The following is a 17,744-nucleotide window of genomic DNA, read 5'->3' on the forward strand; positions in this document are numbered from 1 at the left end:
CCTTCGCACAGGCGCGGTGTGCGCCGTGCGAAAGATCACAATCGGCCTTGGGGGCGGCGCACTGCCGAACGGGCCAATATGCGAGGGAAGATCTGTGACCAGCAACACCTATTTCATGCGCAAGTCGCTGTTCGGCGGCGCTGCCTTGCCGGCGCTCGCCTTGCTCGGTGCAGGCATGTGGGCCGCGCCGGCATTGGCGCAAACGACGACTGGCCAGTCGGCCAGCCCGGCCGCTCAGGAGGAGACGACCGAAGAGGGTACCGACATTGTCGTTACCGGTTCGATCCTTCGTCGTACGGACCGGGAGACGCCGTCACCTGTGACGGTGCTGTCGACGGCTACCCTAGAGGAGCGCGGCATCAACACCGTCGCCGAGGGCCTGCAGCGTCTCTCCGCCAACGGTTCCGGCACGATCGCGGAAGGGTGGAACAACGGTAACAACTTCGCGGCCGGTGCGAATGCGGTTTCGCTGCGCGGCCTGACCGTGCAGAAGACCCTGACCATCTTCGACGGCCTGCGCATGGCGCCCTATCCGGTCGCCGATGACGGACACCGCAACTTCGTCGATCTCAGCACCATTCCGGATGCGGTCGTCGACCGGATCGAGGTGCTGAAGGATGGCGCATCGTCGACCTACGGCGCGGACGCTGTCGCGGGCGTGGTCAACGTCATCATGAAGAAACAGATCACCGGCGTCCATCTGAATGCCTCCTCCGGCATCTCGGAAGAGGGTGATGGTGCCGAGCAGCGGATCGACCTTACCGCCGGCTATGGCGATCTCGACGAGCAGGGCTTCAACATCTACGTCGGCGGCAGCTATCGCAAGAATGGCGTAATCTGGGCCCGCGATCGCAAATATCCGTTCAACTCGGGCGACCTCAGCGGCATCTGTAAGGACGGCACGCCTGCCACTGGCACCACCAGCGGTTGTATGGCGATCCCGACCCGCTGGTATCAGTTCGGCGTGAATCGGAATGGTTCGCTGGGCGGCACGACCATCCCGGTCAACCCCCTTATTGCTCCGGGCAATCTCGATGGTAGCCGCACGGGCGAGTATCAGCTGCTCAACACCGATTGCGGCGCCTTCGGCGCAACGCCGATCACCCTGCCGGACAGTGCGCGGCAGCTTAATCCGACCGGCACCCTCTACAGCTGGGCACCTAACCAGTGCAGCATGGACCTACGAGAGGCCTATGGCACGATTCGTCCGTCGACCGAGCGCTACGGCTTCGCGGTTCGCGCGACCGCGAAGATCGGCGAGAATGCTGAGGCTTATGTCGCCGGCAACTTCATGCATGTGAATACCTATTCGCAGCTGACGCCGGCTGCCTTCAACAACCAGACGCCGCCTCCGGGATCGGTGACGTTCAACCCGATCGTGCTGCCGGTCTATGTCTGCTCGGCGGGTGTCGGAACGATCGACCCGGCCACCGGCGTCAACACCAGCACCGGCTGCGATGCGACGAACGGCACGCTCAACCCGAACAATCCCTATGCGGCCGCTGGTCAGGTTGCACTCCTGCGCGGTCGCTATTTCCTGCCGCAGACCGTCGAGACGAACGCCCGTTCGCTTCGCGGCGCCGCTGGCATCAAGGGTTCGTTCGGCTCGAACAACGAGTGGAACTACAACGTCGAGTTCACGGCGTCGGAAGTTCGCCTGGAGCGCATCAGCGAGAACTACATCATTCCGCAGCGCCTTGCCGACGTGATCGCGGACGGCAGCTACAATTTCGTGCAGCCCTGGCTCAACAGCCAGGAGGTTCTCGACTATGTGGCGCCGATCAACAGCAAGACGTCGACCTCGAACCTCTGGCAGATCGACGCCAACATCGGCCGTACGCTGTTCGACCTGCCGGGCGGGCCGCTGCAGGTGGCGGTCGGCGCGGCCTATCGTCACGAGTCGATCGACGACGAGTCGGCCAACCCGGCCAACGATGCGCATCCGTACGATCGCTACTACACCATCAATGCGGTGGGTGCGGTCGGCAGCCGCAACGTGAAGTCGGGCTATTTCGAGATCAACGCGCCGATCGTCGAGCAGTTCGAGGTCAACGTGTCAGGCCGCTACGACGATTACTCGTCGGGCCAGAGCAACTTCTCGCCGAAGGTCGGTGCGAAGTTCAGGCCGATCCAGCAGGTGCTGATCCGCGGTACCTGGTCGAAGGGCTTCCGTATTCCGTCGTTCAACGAGGCGTACGGTCTGCCGACGACCGGCTACACCACGCTGTCGATCAATTGCACGACCTACGCGGAATTCTGCGCCTCGCACAACAACAACACCTATGTGACGGGCCAGTATAACCTGGGCCGCACGTCGACCGGCAATCCGGCGCTCGATCCGGAAAAGTCGACGAGCTGGACCGCCGGCGTGGTGCTCGAGCCGATCCGCAACGTCAGCTTCACCATCGACTACTTCAACATCAAGGTGAAGGACGTCATCGGCAACATTTCGGCGGAGGATCAGGAAGCGGCGCTTGACGCGTATCTGCGTAGTGGCAACACGACTGCCGTTCCCGGTGTCGTGGTCGTCCCGGGCGTTCCCGACCCTCAGGTTCCGGGTGCTCGTGCTTTGCCGGGCTTCCTCCAGTTCTCGTTCCAGAACGCGGACGAGGAGCGGGTCCAGGGTATCGACTTCGGCTTCGAGGCCAATCACGACTTCGGTGGCGGCGTGAAGCTCTACAGCTCGCTCGATGCCTCGTACCTGATCAAGTATGAGGTGCACCGCCAGAGCGGCACGATCGAGCGCTACGACGGTTCGCTGAGCCCGTGCGACTACACGTCATGCTCGGGTTCGCCGAAGTGGCGTGGTAACTGGCAGAACACGCTGTCCGTCGGTGACTTCTCGTTGACCGGCACCGTCTACTACACCGACGGCTATGATCTGGCTTCGGTCGACTATGGCGGTGTCAAGGGTGACTGCTTGGAGAGCATCGGCGCTTCGGTCGTGACCTATCAGGATGGTACGCCCGTGAAGTGCAAGGTCGGTGCGCAGTGGAATGCGGATCTCGCCGCGAGCTACCGCGTGAACGATCACTTCACGATCTACGCCAACGCGCTCAACTTCCTGAACATCAAGCCGCAGTTCGATCCGTCGGCGGCTTATTCGATCATGCAGTACAATCCGGCGTGGGGTCAGGCCAACGTGGTTGGCCGTTACTTCCGGATCGGTGCGAAGGTCGATTTCTAAGCCAGACGGAACATACGTCCGCAATTTGGGGCGGCTCGTTCCGAGCCGCCCCATTTTTGTTTGTTGAATGGCTCGAAGGAGCCGCGGCGGTTAGACGACCCTCAACTCCAGCGTCCCATCCCCCTCCTCGACCTTCACCATCGACCCGTCCTTCACCTCTCCCCTGAGGATCAGCTCGGCAAGCGGGTCCTGCAGATATCGCTGCACCGCGCGCCGCAACGGCCGCGCGCCATAGACCGGATCGTAGCCGACCCGCCCCAGCCATGCCCGCGCACCGTCGCTGAGCTCGATCGCGATCTTGCGGTCGGCGAGCAGCTTGGCCAGCCGCGCGACCTGGATGTCGACGATCGGTCCCATGTGCGCCGCCGCGAGGCGGTGGAACAGGATGATCTCGTCGAGCCGGTTCAGGAACTCGGGCCGGAAATGCGCGCGCACCACCTCCATCACCTGCGGCTCGACGCTCTCGACGCTCGCGCCGTCGGGCAGGTTGGCGAGGAACTGCGAGCCGAGGTTCGAGGTCAGGATAATCAGCGTGTTCGCGAAGTCGACCGTGCGGCCCTGGCCGTCGGTCAGCCGCCCGTCGTCGAGCACCTGGAGGAGCACGTTGAACACGTCGCCGTGCGCCTTCTCGACCTCGTCGAACAGCACCACCTGATAGGGCCGCCGGCGCACCGCCTCGGTCAGCACGCCGCCTTCCTCGTAACCGACATAGCCCGGCGGCGCGCCGATCAGGCGGGCGACCGCGTGCTTCTCCATGAACTCGCTCATGTCGATGCGCACCATCGCCGCCGGATCGTCGAACAGGAACTCGGCGAGCGCCTTGGTCAGCTCGGTCTTGCCGACGCCGGTCGGCCCCAGGAACAGGAACGAGCCGAGCGGCCGGTTCGGGTCCTGCAGGCCGGCGCGCGCGCGCCGCACCGCGGTCGACACCGCGCGCACCGCCTGGTCCTGGCCGATCACGCGCTTGCCGAGCTGCTCCTCCATGTGGAGCAGCTTCTCGCGCTCGCCCTCCAGCATCCGGTCGACCGGGATGCCGGTCCAGCGGCTCACCACCGCGGCGATGTCGTCGGCGTTGACCTCCTCGCGCAGCATCGCGCCCTTGGACGCGCCCTCGGCCTCCTCGAGCTGCTTGGTGAGCGCGGGGATGGTGCCGTAGGACAGCTCGCCCGCCTTGGCGAGGTCGCCCGCGCGCTGCGCCTGCTCCAGCTCGAGCCGGGCGGCATCGAGCTGCTCCTTGATCTTGGCCTCGGACGCGATCTTGTCGCGCTCGGCCTGCCAGCGCTGCGTCAGCTCCGCCGACTGCTGCTCCAGATTGGCGAGCTCGCCCTCTAGGGTCGCCAGCCGCTCCTTCGACGCCGCGTCGCTCTCCTTCTTCAGCGCCTCGCGCTCGATCTTGAGCTGGATGATGCGCCGGTCGAGGTTCTCGATCTCCTCGGGCTTGGACTCCACTTCCATGCGGATGCGGCTCGCCGCCTCGTCCATCAGGTCGATCGCCTTGTCGGGCAGGAAGCGATCGGTGATGTAGCGGTTGGAGAGCGTCGCCGCGGCGACGATCGCGCCGTCGGTGATGCGCACGCCATGGTGCAGCTCGTACTTCTCCTTGAGGCCGCGCAGGATCGAGATGGTGTCCTCGACCGTCGGCTCGTCGGCATAGACCGGCTGGAAGCGCCGCTGCAGCGCCGGGTCCTTCTCGACGTACTTGCGATACTCGTCGAGCGTGGTCGCGCCGATGCAGTGGAGCTCGCCGCGGGAGAGCGCGGGCTTCAGCAGGTTGGAGGCGTCCATCGCCCCCTCGGTCTTGCCGGCGCCGACCAGCGTGTGCATCTCGTCGATGAACAGGATGACGTCGCCCTCGGCGGCGCGCACCTCGTCGAGCACGCCCTTGAGGCGCTCCTCGAACTCGCCGCGATACTTCGCGCCGGCGATCAGGCTGCCCATATCGAGCGCCATCAGCCGCCGGTCCTTGAGCGTCTCCGGCACGTCGCCGTTGGCGATGCGCAGCGCGAGCCCTTCGGCGATCGCGGTCTTGCCGACGCCCGGCTCGCCGATCAGCACCGGGTTGTTCTTGGTGCGGCGCGCCAGGATCTGGATGGTGCGCCGGATCTCCTCGTCGCGGCCGATGACGGGATCGAGCTTGCCGTCCCGCGCCGCCTCGGTCAGGTCGCGCGCGAACTTCTTGAGCGCGTCGTAGCGGTCCTCGGCGCCCGCCGTATCGGCGGTACGTCCGCCGCGCAGCTGGTTGATCGCGGCGTTGATCCCCTCGGGCGTCGCGCCCGAGGCCTTGATCGCCTTGCCCGCCGCGGTGTTGAGGCTGAGCGCCAGCGCGACCAGCAGCCGCTCGACGGTGACATAGGAATCTCCCGCCTTGGCGGCGATCTGCTCGGCCTGGTCGAGCACCCGCACCGCGTCGTTGTCGAGCCCCGGCGTCGCCTGCGCGCCGCCGCCCGACACGGCGGGAATCTTGGATAGCGCGAGATCTGTCTCGCTCGCCGCGCGCTTCGGATCGCCGCCTGCGGCCTGGATCAGCCCGGCGGCCATGCCCTGCTCGTCCTCGAGCAGCGCCTTCAGGATATGCTCGGGCGCGATCCGCTGGTGCGAAAGGCGGATGGCGACGGTCTGCGCCGACTGGAGGAAGCCCTTGGCGCGGTCGGTGAATTTCTCGAGGTTCATGGACCTTCCCTGTTGTTCGTCAGGCGCACAGATGGTGTTGTATTTGGGCAACACAAGGGAGGGGAATCGGCTTTCCTGAGCCTGCCTATCCCGGGGGGCAGGCTCCGTCCACCGCGGATCGGCACCTGCTGAAGGCCGAAATGCCGCGGTTCCCGAGATTGCAACAATTCTGCAAAAGAAACGACACCAATCTCTCTCCGCACTGCAACATGGCCCGACTAGCGGCGCGCCAGCAGGGCACGATGCCCATGCGGTTTCGGGGAATTTCATCATATGCGCCATTTTGCCGCGTGCCTGCTTGCCGGCTCGTCCCTTTTCGTTTCGGTCGCCGCTCATGCGGCTGTGCCGGACGGCCCCACCGGGACCCAGCCGACGGCCGAGGAACCCGCCACCGAGAGCGACATCGTCGTGATCGGCAAGGGCGAGACGCGCCAGGTCCAGCAGCTCGGCGCGCAGGACATCGCCGAGCTCGTCCCCGGCACCAGCCCGCTCAAGGCGATCGAGAAGCTGCCCAGCGTCAACGTCACCGGAGCCGATCCGTTCGGCGCCTATGAATGGGCGCAGCGCGTCTCGATCCGCGGCTTCAACCAGAACCAGCTCGGCTTCACATTGGACGGCATCCCGCTCGGCGACGCGAGCTACGGCAACGTCAACGGCCTCCACATCAGCCGCGCGATCATCAGCGAGAACATCGCCGAGACGCGCGTGTCGCAAGGCTCGGGTTCGATCGGGACGCAGGCGACCAACAACCTCGGCGGCACGCTCGAGTTCACCTCGCGCGATCCGGCCCGCGAGTTCGGCCTCGACGCCAACGCCACGCTCGGCAGCGACGACATGTGGCGCACCTTCTTCCGGCTCGAGACCGGCGAGCTCGGCGAGGGCGGACCCAGCGCCTATGTCTCCTACGTCCATTCGGACACCGACAAGTGGAAGGGCTGGGGCTCGCAGCGCGTCAACCAGGTCAATGTGAAGGCGGTCGCGCCGCTGGTCGCGGGCCTGCGCGCGGTCGGCACCTTCGACTTCTCCGACCGGCGCGAGAACGACTATCAGGACCTGTCGCTCGGCATGATCTCGCGTCTCGGCTACAAGTGGGACAATATCTCGAACGACTATGCCACCGCGATCAGGCTGGCGGACATCGCCAACAACATCGACCGGTTCAACAACAGCACCGGCGCGGCCGGCCCCGACGGCCGGTCGGACATCACCGGCAACGCGCCGAGCAATCCGGCGGCCGGCACGACCTTCCCGGCGCCGTTCCAGACGCTCGACGATGCCTATTTCAACGCCGCCGGCCTGCGTCAGGACTATCTCGCCTCGGTGGGGCTCGAGACGACCGACGACTCCGCCGTCCATGGCCAGCTCAAGGGCTATTACCATTCGAACCACGGCCAGGGGATCTGGTACACGCCCTATGTCAACTCGCCCTCGGGCGTGCCGATGTCGATCCGCACCACCGAGTATGACATCCGCCGCAAGGGCGTGTTCGGCGACATCGGCACGCGTTTCGGTTTCAACGACCTCACCGTCGGCGCCTGGTACGAGCGCAACGATTTCCGCCAGGCGCGCCGCTTCTACGGCCTCGACAGCCGCACCGAGCCGACCCGCGACAGCCTGGACTTCCAGCATGGCGCGTTCGCGACCCAATGGGACTGGCAGTACCGGACCGACACCTTCCAATATTATGTCCAGGACAAGCTCGGCTTCGGCCCGCTGACGGTGAATCTCGGCTGGAAAGGCTTCGCGGTCACCAACAAGGCCAATCCGATCGTCGGCGGCGGCCTCGCCGGCGGGCGGATCAGGGTCGCCGACTGGTTCCAGCCGCACGCCGGCGTCGCCTATGAGCTCGCCCCTGGGGCGGAGCTGTTCGCCGGCTTCACCCAGGTGACGCGCGCCTTCGTCGCCTCGGCGACCACCGGACCGTTCGCCACCACCCAGACCGGCTTCGACGCGCTGCTCAGCGGCGAGACCAGGCTCAAGCCCGAGCAGTCGGACACTTATGAGCTCGGCGGCCGCTTCCACGCGGGCCCGTTCACCGGATCGCTGGCGGGCTATTACGTCAATTTCCGCAACCGCCTGCTCGGCGTCACCACCGGCGCGGGCATCGTCGGCAATCCGGTGATCCTGCAGAACGTCGGCGACGTCCGCTCGCTCGGCTTCGAGGCGACCGGCGACCTCAAGGTCGGCGCCGGCTTCGGGCTGTTCGCATCGTACAGCTACAACGATTCGACCTATCGCGACGACGTCCACACCACCGCGACGGTGGGCGGCGTGGCGACGCCGGTGACGATCGCGACCGCGGACAAGACCGTCGTCGATGCGCCGAAGCACATGCTGAAGGGCGAGGTCACCTTCGACCGCGCCGGCTTCGCGGCGCGGTTGGGCGCGAACTATATGAGCAAGCGCTATTTCACCTACACCAACGACCAGTCGGTCGACGGCCGCGTCGTGGTCGACGCGACGCTGGGGTACCGGTTCGACCTCGGCGGCCGCAGTCTGGAGATCCAGGGCAACGTCACCAACCTGTTCGACAAGAAATATGTCTCGACGATCGGCACCAACGGCTTCGGCAATTCGGGCGACAACCAGACGCTGATGGTCGGCGCGCCGCAGCAGTTCTTCGTGACGCTGAAGGCGGGGCTTTGAGGGGAGGGCAGCGCCGCCTCTAAGCCCCTCCCCTTCAGGGGAGGGGTTTGGGGGTGAGGGCTATCCGCGAGCAAACGGCCTGCCGCACTTCCCCACCCCAACCCCTCCCCTGAAGGGGAGGGGCTTTGATGTTGCTACTTGTCCGCCTTCGCCCGATCCTTCGCGAACAGGTCGCCGAAATAGTCCCCCTTGTACCACATCGGCGCCTGGTCCGCGTCCGCCATCGCCATGGTGATGCGGTAGTTGGCCTCGGCGAAGCGCGCGCCGGCGACCCAGTCGATCGGCTGCTTCATGTCGTCGCCGGGGTGGTGATAATTGCCCGACAGGAACTTGCCCCACTGCTCGCCGCCGCCGTTGGCGAAGCCGGTCGCCAGGAACACCGCCGGCACCCCCTGCTTCACGAACATATAATGGTCGGAGCGCGTGAAGATGCCCTCCTGCGGCATTGGGTCGGGCGACAGCGCGACGCCCATCGGCTTCACCGCCGCGGCGACCAGCGGCCCCAGCGTCGAATGGTCGGCGCCGAACGCGGTCACGTCGGTGAAGCGGTAGAGGAGGAGCGGCATGTCGAGATCGACGTTGCCGACGATGCGGTCGATCGGCACGCTCGGATGGCGCGCGAAATAGTCGGCGCCGAGCAGCCCTTTCTCCTCGCCGGTCGAGGCGACGAAGATGATCGACCGCTTGGGCTTGTTCGACGACCGCGCGATCGCCCGCGCCACCTCCAGCATCGTCGCGATGCCCGCGGCATTGTCGAGCGCGCCGTTGTTGATCCGGTCCTTGTCCGGCGCGTCGCCAGGCCGGGTGGGCAAGACGCCGATATGGTCGAGGTGCGCCGACAGCACGACATATTCGTTGGCGAGCTTCGGGTCGGAACCCGGCAGGGTGGCCGCGACATTGGGGCTGGTCACGCGCTCGATGGCGCTGGTCGCCTCGATGCGGGCGCTGGTCCTGAGCGCGAAGCCCTTGGGCCGTCCGCCCGTCTTGTCCGCCTCGTCGAGCACGGCCGCCAGCGCCTTCGGCGCCCCCGCGAACACCGCCTCGGCCGCCGGCGTGTTGAGAGAGGCCCCCGCGCGCACGCCCGGCGCCTCGACGAACGGCTCGCCTTCGGGCGAGACCCAGGTGAAGCGCGGCATGTCGGCATAGTGCTGCATCAGCGTCCACGGCCGCGTCTTGGCGGATTGGCGGGTGTTGATCGTGATCACGCCGATCGCGCCGTGCGCTTCCGCGTTGCTGCCCTTGGTCGAGCCGAGATGCGCGCCGACCTCGCTCGGCATCCCCTTGGGAAAGCCGGAGAGGACCACGACGATCTTCCCTTTGACGTCGAGCCCCTGGTAGTCGTCGATCTTCAGCGTCGGATCGGTGATGCCGTAGCCGACGAACACCAGCGGTGCCGACAGGTCGAGATTGCGCTCGCGCACCGGCAGGCCGACCAGCACCTCGGTCCCCTGCGCCCAGCTCTGCGATCCCTTCGGGCCGGAGACGGTGAGCTTGGCCGGGGTTTCGCCGCGCGAGGTCTTCTGGAAGGTGATGCGCTGATACCAGCTGCCGTTGTCGCCCGCTGGCTTGAGGCCGAGCCCTTCGAACTGGCTGGCGACGTAGCGCGCGGCGATCTCATGCCCGCGGCTGCCGGTGTCGCGTCCTTCGAGCAGGTCGTCCGACAGGAACTCGACATGCGCGCGCACCGCTTCCGGCGTGAAGCTGGGAACGGCGGCATCCTGCGCGACCGCCGCCGTGGCGGCGCAGGCGAGCAGGACGGCGACGAGACGTTTCATGAAATACCCCCTCCGATCGATCAAAGGGGCACGGTGTAGCGTCCGGGACACGGCTGACAATGGCGGAGCCCGGCGCGGGGCGCGGAATGCAACGAACGGCAGCCGAGGAGGTTAGCGGACCCGGCTCGGTTCGCGCCGCGATGCCGCGGGTGCCGCGGGCATCTCGGCGCCGGTGACGGCCGCGACCCGATCGATCGCGGCGATCGCGCCGCGACCGGCCGGCGCCGCGATCGCGCCGGCCTCGACCGCCTCGCCGCAGCGCCGCGCGCGGCACTCGGCCGCGGGACGGGGGCAGGGCTGCGCGAAGCCCGCACGGCACCGCGTCGACGAGCCCGGGCCGGGCTTCGCCAGCGGCGCCCATGAGGGGAGGGTCGGCCCCGGATTGCCCATCGTGTAAGGCAAGGCCACCGGGTTCACGGCATCGGCCGTCATCCCCTTGCCGGCCTCCTGCGCGCCCGGGCGGCCTTCCTGCCCGATGGCGACCGTCGCAGCGCGCATGTCGAGCAGCGCCTGCAGCTGGCCGCGCCACTCGACGCCGCCCGGGGCGGCAGGCTGCGCCTGCGGGACATTGCCGCCGCCCGGCCCCGGCTGCTGGCCGGCGACCGAAGGATTGAGGTTCTGCGACGACAGCGCGGCGAGCAGGGTCCTGATCGCGGCGGGATCGGCGCTGCCGGCGGCGCGCGCCAGATCGGCGAAGAGCGTGCGGTCGGCGGGATCGGGGCTGATGCGCAGCGCCTCGATCCATTGGCTCGCGTCCTTGACGCCAGCCGAAGGGGCCGGAGCCTCCCGGGCGAGGAGGGGCGCCGCCGCCTGCTCGGCCTGGGTGAGGGCGGCGCGGTCGACGGGGCGCAGCTGGGTCGAGATCTCCGCGCGAAGGTCCGCGGCGAACGCCGGATCATGCTGCGCCAACTCGGCGAGCTGGCCGTTGATCGCGGCCGCGTCGGGGACATTGTTGGGCGAATTCTGCGCGATCAGGCCAGCGGCGAGCTGCGGCAGCGTCTCGCCGCTCAGCAGGCTGGCGACCAGGTTCGACGCGGCGTTCGAGACGCCGTCCAGCGCTTGCACGAGGCCCATCGCCGACTCCTCTGGTGGCCCGATTCGGCATGATAGCCGATCGGAGGAAGGGGAGAACCACGCCAGTTCGCGAATCCCTAATCGAATCGTCGATTGACGTCGTCGCCGACTCGCTTCGCCGCGCCGTTAAGCCCGCGCCGTGCGGCCTGTGACATTGCTGCCATGCCCGATTGCGGTCGCCCCGCCGCTTGCGGTAGCCAGTCCCATCAGGCCGCTGTCGGCCATATCGTCTTGCGGGGGAACCTCATGAAATCGTCCCAAATGCTGAGCGGCGTCGCGCTGCTCGCGCTCGCGGCTCCGGCGCTCGCCCAGGAAGCGAAGCCCGTCCCGGTCGCCGAGCTCGTGCGCGAGGTGAACATCCCCTACGAGCAGTTCACCCTTCCCAACGGCCTGCGCGTCATCGTCCATACCGACCGCAAGGCGCCGATCGTCGCGGTCAGCGTGTGGTACGACATCGGCTCGAAGAACGAACCCAAGGGCAAGACCGGCTTCGCGCACCTGTTCGAGCATCTGATGTTCAACGGGTCGGAGAACTCGCCGGGCGACTTCTTCGTGCCGCTGCAGGAGGTCGGAGCGACCGATTTCAACGGCACCACCTGGTTCGACCGCACCAATTATTTCGAGACGGTGCCGACCCCGGCGCTCGAGCGCGCGCTCTACCTGGAGAGCGACCGCATGGGCCATCTGCTCGGCGCGGTCACGCAGGACAAGCTCGATAACCAGCGCGGCGTCGTCCAGAACGAGAAGCGCCAAGGCGACAACGAGCCCTACGGCTTGGTCGAATACGCCCAGCTCGAAGGGCTGCTGCCCCCCGACCATCCCTATGGCCACACCACGATCGGCTCGATGGCCGATCTCGACGCCGCCAGCCTGTCCGACGTGAAGAGCTGGTTCCGTGCCCATTATGGCCCCAACAACGCGGTGCTGGTGCTCGCCGGCGACATCGACGCCGCCACCGCCAGGCCGCTGGTGGCCAAATATTTCGGCGACATCCCGGCCGGCCCGAAGACGGTCGACGCGCCCACCTCGATCCCGACGCTGCCGCAGCCCAAGGCGATGACGATGAAGGACCGCGTCGCCAACGTCCGGCTCTACCGCTACTGGACGGTGCCGGGGCTCAACGACAGGGATTCGGTGCCGCTCAACGTGTTCGCCTCGGTGCTGGGCGGTCTCGCCAGCTCCCGGCTCGACAACCTGCTGGTGCGCAAGGACCAACTCGCCGTGTCGGCCTCGGCCAGCGTGCAGGATTTCGAGCAGCTCGGCTTCTTCGAGATCCTGGTCAACGTGAAGCCCGGCGTCGACCCCGCGCTGGTCAACAAGCGGCTCGACGAGACCTTCGCCGACCTGCTCAAGAACGGCCCCACCGCCGACGAGGTGCAGCGCGTCGCGATGACCCAGGTCTCCGGCACCATCGAGGGGCTGGAGCAGGTCGGTGACTTCGGCGGCAAGGCGGCCGCGCTCGCCGAGGGCGCGCTCTATTCCAACGATCCCGGCTTCTACAAGAAGCAGCTCCAGGCCTATGCCTCGGTGACGCCCGAGAGCGTCAGGGCGGCGGCGCAGAAATGGCTGAGCCGTCCCGTGTTCGCGCTCACCGTCGAGCCCGGCCCGCGCGCGGCCTATGCCGAGGCGGCCGTGGCCGCCAAGCCGGCCGAGGCGGCCGCACCCGAGCAGCCGGTCAAGGGCACGCGCGGCCCGCTCCCTGCGGTCGGCGAGATCAGCAACCTCGACTTCCCCAAGGTCGAGCGCACCAAGCTCTCCAACGGCATCGAGCTCGTCTATGCGCAGCGCAGCGCGGTGCCGGTCACCCGCGCGGTGCTGAGCTTCGATGCCGGCGTCGCCGCGGACGTGCCGGGCAAGCTCGGCACCCAGTCGCTGATGCTCGCCGCACTCGAGGAAGGCGGTACGAGGACCCTCGACCCGATCGCGCTCGCCGAGGCGCAGGAGCGGCTCGGCATGGAGATCACCTCCGCGAGCACGCCCGACCGCACGACCGTCGCGTTCGAGGCGCCGAGCGCGAACCTCAGCCCCGCGCTCGGCGTGCTGTCGGGCGTGGTGCGCACCCCCGCCTTCGCCGCGCCGGAAGTGACGCGCGTCAGGAACCAGCTGCTCGCGCAGATCGCGGCCGAGCTCACCAACCCCAGCGGCCTCGCCTCGCGCACCGCGCCGCCGCTGCTCTACGGCACGGCCTCGCCCTATGCGAAGGCAGGCGCCGGCAGCGGCGATCCCAAGGCGGTGGCGACGCTGACCCCCACCGATCTCAAGGCTTTCCACGACGCGTGGCTGCGGCCCGACAAGCTCAAGGTCTTCATCGTCAGCGATCGTCCGCTCGCCGAAGTCAGGCAGGCGTTCGAAAGCCGCTTCGGCGACTGGCGCGGCACCGGCGCGGCGGGGACCAAGGACTTCGCCGCCGCCGCGCAGCAGTCCGCGCCCAAGGTCGTGCTGGTCGATCGCCCCGATTCGCCGCAGTCGATGATCGTCGCGGGCCAACTTACCCGCCTCAAGGGCACCGACGAGCTGCTGCCCTATACCACCGCCAACGACGTGCTCAGCGGCAATTTCCTGTCGCGCGTCAACATGGACCTGCGCGAGACCAAGGGCTGGACCTACGGCAGCTACGGCACCTTCCGGCGGCTCGAGAATGCAGTGCCCTTCACCATCACCACCCCGGTCCAGGCCGACCGTACCGGCGATTCGATCAAGGCGATCCAGCTCGACGTGCGCGAGTTCCTCACCACCAAGGGAGTCACGCCCGAGGAGTTCGGCCGCACCATCGCCGGATTCGTCCGCGAACTGTCGGGCAGCTTCGAAACGTCGAGCGCGGTGCTCTCGGCGATGCAGATGAACGACCTCGCCAGGCGTCCGGACGATTATTATTCGACCATCGCGCAAAAATATCGCGCGCTCACCGCACCCCAGCTTGACGCTGCGGCACGCGAGGCTTTGGACCCGGATCGCTTCGTCTGGGTGGTCGTCGGCGACGCCGCCAAGGTCCGTCCCCAGCTTGACTCGGTCGGATTGCCGGTTGAGGTGGTGCCGGCGCCGGGCGCCCAACCCGCCGCCGCGGCAAGCAACTGAGCGAGAGAGGAGCAAGCGATATGGCCGGCATCGACGGCACCTGGGATACCGTCATCAAGTCGCCGATGGGCGACCAGAAGGCGACCGTGACCTTCCAGTCGAGCGGCGACGCGCTCACCGGCACCTTTTCGGGTGCGATGGGCTCGACCGAGGTCAAGAACGGCAAGGTCGACGGCGACAAGGCGAGCTGGGCGGTGGACATCACCGTGCCGATGCCGATGACGCTGACGATGGAGGCGACGGTCGACGGCGACGCCCTCAACGGCATGGTCACGGCGGGCGCGTTCGGCAGCTTCCCGATCACCGGCACGCGGGCGGGCTGATCCTTCCAAACCCTCTCCCAGCGGGAGAGGGGAGGGGTGAGGGTGCCGCGGTCAGCGAGGTCGCCCTCACCCTCCCGCCGCTTCGCGGCTCCTTCCCTCTCCCAAAGGGAGAGGGACAGTGGGCGCTAGCGCACCACCCGTGTCACATGCCCCATCTTGCGCCCCGGCCGCGCATCGCGCTTGCCGTAGAGGTGGAGATGGGCGTCGCCCTCGCCGAGAAGCTCGGCCCAGCGCTCGGCGTCGTCGCCGATCAGGTTCTCCATCACCACCTTCTGCCCGGTGAGCCCGGTCTCCCCGAGCGGCAGGCCGGCGATCGCGCGGATGTGGTTCTCGAACTGCGAGGTCACCGCGCCCTCGATCGTCCAGTGCCCCGAATTGTGGACGCGCGGCGCCATCTCGTTGAACACCGGACCGTCCTTGGTCGCGAAGAACTCCAGCGTCAGCACGCCGACGTGCTCCAATGCATCGGCGACCCGCCCGGCGAGCGCCGCCGCCTCGGTCCATTGCGCCGCGATCTCCGCCGGCGCCGGCACCGTCGAGCGCGACAGGATGCCGTCCCGATGCTCGTTGAGCGGCGGTGGATAGCTGGTGATGCTGCCGTCCGCGCCGCGCGCCAGCAGGATCGAGAATTCATGGGTGAAGGCGACGAACCCCTCCAGCACCGCCGGCGCGCCCGCGATCGCCTCCCACGCGGCATCGGCGTCGGCGGGCGAGGCGAGGCGGGTCTGCCCCTTGCCGTCATAGCCGAGCGTCGCGGTCTTGAGGATCGCCGGACAGCCGATCGCCGCGACCGCCTCGTCCAGCGCCTCGCGGCTCTCGACCCGCCGCCACGGCGCCGCGCGGCCACCCAAGGCCTCGACGAACGCCTTCTCCTCGGCGCGATGCTGCGCCACCGCCAGCGAGCGCGGCGAGGGATGCACCGGCACGAGCGCCGCGAGCGCCTCGATTGGCCCCGCCGCGATGTTCTCGAACTCGTAGGTGACGACGTCGACGCCCCGCGCGAACCGCGCCAGCTCGTCGGCGTCGTAATAGCCGCCGCGCGTATAGCTGCCGCTGACGTCGTTCGCCGGCCCGGTCTCCGGCGCATAGACATGCGTGCGATAGCCGAGCTGCGTCGCCGCGACCGCCAGCATCCGGCCGAGCTGGCCGGAGCCGAGGATGCCGATCGTCGATCCGGGCGGAAGCACTAGCCGGTCGGCTCCTCGGCGACGTCGCGCGTCCGCGCCTCGCGCCAGTCGACCAGCCGCTTCGCGAGAGCGTCGTCGCCGGTGGCGAGGATCGCGGCGGCGAGCAGCCCCGCATTGGTCGCCCCCGCCCTGCCGATCGCCAGCGTCCCCACCGGGACGCCGCCCGGCATCTGCACGATCGACAACAGGCTATCGAGCCCCTTCAGCGCCTTGCTCTCCACCGGCACGCCCAGCACCGGCAGGTGCGTCATCGCCGCCGCCATGCCGGGCAGGTGCGCCGCCCCGCCCGCGCCCGCGATGACCACCTTGAGCCCGCGTTCCGCGGCCGACGTGGCATAGTCGTAGAGCCGCTGCGGCGTGCGGTGCGCGGAGACGACCTTGGTCTCGTGCGCGATGCCGAGCTCGTCCAGCACCGCCGCGGCGTGCCGCATCGTCTCCCAATCGGATGACGACCCCATGATGATGCCGACCAGCGTCATGCCGAGCGGTTAGCGGGGCAGGGCGATGAGGGCAAGGAGTTGCGGAAGGTGGCCGCTCACTGGCGCGCGGCGGTGTTCGTCTCCATCAGCTTCGTCGCCACCGCCCGCACGCTCTCCCGCATGTTCACCGGTCCATAGTTGGCATTGGCCAGCGCGATGATCGTGAGATCACGGTCGGGATAGCGCGCATAATAGGCGCGGAAGCCGGGCAGGCTGCCGTCATGGCCGATCTCACGGACGCCGTTCACCTCCTCGAGCCGCCAGCCGAAACCGTACGGAGCCTCCTCTCCGCCGTTCAGCCGGACCTTCGTCCACATCTGCGCGAGGCTTCGTTTCGAGAGCAGGGTGCCCCGCACCAGCGATTGCTCCCATTTCGCCAGATCCGCGGGCGTGGAGACGAATGCGCCGCTCGGCCGCAGCGCCCGGTACTGCGCCGCATTCTCGAACCGGCCGTCCTTCCACAGATAGCCCCCTGCCCGCTTGGGGATGATGTCGATCGGGCTGGTAGTGCGGGTCGCTGTCATGCCGAGCGGCTGGAAGAGCCGCGCCTGAAAGAATTGCGGCCACGGCGTCCCCGACGTGCGGGTGATCAGCTCGGCCAGGATGAAGTAGCCGGTATTGCAATATTCGAACTTCTCGCCGGGGTTGAAGAGAAGCGGCACCGGATAGGCGGTCCGGACGACGTCGATGACCGGCTGGTCCTTCTCCGCGGAGAAACCCGGCGCGTCCCGCACGAGGCCCGAGGTGTGCGTGAGGAGGTGCCGCACGGTGATCGGCCGCCAATGCGCCGGCACGTCCTCGATGTAGCGGGAGAGGCTCGCGTCGAGATCGATTTTGCCTTCCTGCGCGAGCAGCATGATCCCGCTGGCGATGATCTGCTTGCTGACCGAGGCGATGTTGAAGGCGGTCTCGGCGCTGACCGGAACCGCGTTCTCCACATTGGCAAGGCCATGGTTCGACTGCCTGACGACCTCGCCGCCGCGAAGCACCGTCAGCGACAGGCCGGGGATGTGCTGGGCCGCCATGCGCGACCGGACGATCTCGTCGATCGAATCCGGAGCCTGGGAGGCGGCGGACGCCGGCGGTTCGGACGAGCTCGTCGGAGCGGCGACCGATGCTCCCCACAGGACGAGTGCCAATGTCGCCAGTCCGGCTCTGGTTCTGAACAAGCGCACCCTCCCTGCTCCATCTCCGGCCGCGCGGTAGCATTTCGGCGATCGCTCTCGGAACGGATTGGGACGAACGGCGCGCGGTTGTGACGAACGAAAGCCAGGGAGTTCATCCCGTGCCTCGGCGATCGCCGGCGCTCGTCTGCTTGCGCGGCATCG

Annotated in this window: 10 protein-coding genes; 4 read left to right on the forward strand and 6 right to left on the reverse strand. The window is 67.8% G+C overall.

Annotated elements, in window-relative coordinates; translation table 11 throughout:
• Positions 1 to 94: 94 nt before the first annotated feature.
• Positions 95 to 3,187, forward strand: coding sequence for a TonB-dependent receptor plug domain-containing protein (locus ACMGER_RS14880; RefSeq protein ID WP_436812953.1), 3,093 nt, complete (start codon positions 95 to 97; stop codon positions 3,185 to 3,187).
• A gap of 90 nt (positions 3,188 to 3,277) precedes the next feature.
• Here the strand turns inward: ACMGER_RS14880 and clpB are convergent, their stop codons facing one another.
• Entirely contained in the window at positions 3,278 to 5,857 is a 2,580-nt protein-coding gene (clpB, locus tag ACMGER_RS14885) for an ATP-dependent chaperone ClpB (RefSeq protein ID WP_436812954.1), read from the reverse strand.
• A gap of 273 nt (positions 5,858 to 6,130) precedes the next feature.
• Here clpB and ACMGER_RS14890 point away from each other — a divergent pair, with 273 nt between their 5' ends.
• Positions 6,131 to 8,503 (forward strand): TonB-dependent receptor, encoded by a 2,373-nt coding sequence (locus tag ACMGER_RS14890; RefSeq protein ID WP_436812955.1) that lies wholly within the window; start codon positions 6,131 to 6,133, stop codon positions 8,501 to 8,503.
• 134 nt (positions 8,504 to 8,637) lie between these two features.
• Here ACMGER_RS14890 and ACMGER_RS14895 read toward each other — a convergent pair whose 3' ends face one another.
• Both ACMGER_RS14895 and ACMGER_RS14900 read right to left on the reverse strand, forming a co-directional pair.
• A complete protein-coding gene (locus tag ACMGER_RS14895) occupies positions 8,638 to 10,278 on the reverse strand; it encodes a M28 family metallopeptidase (RefSeq protein ID WP_436812956.1) in 1,641 nt (546 codons plus the stop codon).
• A 111-nt stretch (positions 10,279 to 10,389) separates the two neighbouring features.
• Positions 10,390 to 11,352 carry a hypothetical protein gene (locus tag ACMGER_RS14900; RefSeq protein WP_436812957.1) on the reverse strand — a complete coding sequence of 321 codons (963 nt, stop codon included), beginning with the start codon at positions 11,350 to 11,352 and terminating at the stop codon, positions 10,390 to 10,392.
• 246 nt (positions 11,353 to 11,598) lie between these two features.
• Here ACMGER_RS14900 and ACMGER_RS14905 point away from each other — a divergent pair, with 246 nt between their 5' ends.
• Together ACMGER_RS14905 and ACMGER_RS14910 are read left to right on the forward strand one after the other, a co-directional pair.
• The gene (locus ACMGER_RS14905; RefSeq protein ID WP_436812958.1) at positions 11,599 to 14,427 is read left to right on the forward strand and encodes a M16 family metallopeptidase; all 2,829 of its coding nucleotides are present in this window, start codon (positions 11,599 to 11,601) and stop codon (positions 14,425 to 14,427) included.
• 20 nt (positions 14,428 to 14,447) lie between these two features.
• Entirely contained in the window at positions 14,448 to 14,750 is a 303-nt protein-coding gene (locus ACMGER_RS14910) for a hypothetical protein (protein ID WP_436812959.1), read from the forward strand.
• 125 nt (positions 14,751 to 14,875) lie between these two features.
• On the opposite strand, the gene ACMGER_RS14915 is transcribed toward ACMGER_RS14910, so the two are convergent.
• Genes ACMGER_RS14915 through ACMGER_RS14925 form a run of 3 tightly spaced genes read right to left on the reverse strand, consistent with a single transcriptional unit; the run spans position 14,876 to position 17,585 of the window.
• Complete coding sequence (locus tag ACMGER_RS14915) at positions 14,876 to 15,883, reverse strand: 5-(carboxyamino)imidazole ribonucleotide synthase (RefSeq protein ID WP_436813548.1); 1,008 nt, start codon at positions 15,881 to 15,883, stop codon at positions 14,876 to 14,878.
• 53 nt (positions 15,884 to 15,936) lie between these two features.
• Positions 15,937 to 16,416, reverse strand: a complete 480-nt coding sequence (purE, locus tag ACMGER_RS14920; RefSeq protein WP_436812960.1) for a 5-(carboxyamino)imidazole ribonucleotide mutase — start codon at positions 16,414 to 16,416, stop codon at positions 15,937 to 15,939.
• 56 nt (positions 16,417 to 16,472) lie between these two features.
• Positions 16,473 to 17,585 (reverse strand): serine hydrolase domain-containing protein, encoded by a 1,113-nt coding sequence (locus tag ACMGER_RS14925; protein WP_436812961.1) that lies wholly within the window; start codon positions 17,583 to 17,585, stop codon positions 16,473 to 16,475.
• Between the last annotated feature and the right edge of the window lie 159 nt (positions 17,586 to 17,744).

This window comes from Sphingomonas astragali (assembly GCF_051400615.1).
Taxonomy (GTDB): Bacteria; Pseudomonadota; Alphaproteobacteria; order Sphingomonadales; family Sphingomonadaceae; genus Sphingomonas.